The organism is Brachyspira pilosicoli (genome assembly GCF_019402445.1).
GTDB lineage: Bacteria > Spirochaetota > Brachyspiria > Brachyspirales > Brachyspiraceae > Brachyspira > Brachyspira pilosicoli_B.
The window spans coordinates 1-315 of record NZ_SRZM01000396.1 but is presented as its reverse complement, the minus strand read 5'-3'; the positions used below and the strand labels follow the sequence as shown (position 1 = coordinate 315).

Here is a 315-nt window from a genome sequence, read left to right as displayed (position 1 = left end):
GCATTTCCTTTATTTTCAATAAAATAAACATCTTTTTCTAAAATAAATTTTTTTGAAAATATTTTATTAACAGGATTAAATGTTACTAAATATTTACAATACAAATCAACATTATTAAATAAATTATTAGATTCATATTCATAATATTTCTTTCTTTTCACAAAGTTATCAATATGACACCAATAATTATATATCTTACCTTGTTTATCATTAGAAACATTTAAAGTATTCACAACATCAGAATCATATTTTTTGGCAGTGTTATACAAATTTTCGTAATAATCTTTTGATATATAATCATCAGAATCTATAAAA

General features: G+C 18.7%; 1 pseudogene. It reads right to left on the bottom strand.

The window, feature by feature from the left end:
- A pseudogene (locus tag E6A48_RS12030) lies at nucleotides 1-315 on the bottom strand (glycosyltransferase family 2 protein); the annotation flags it as partial.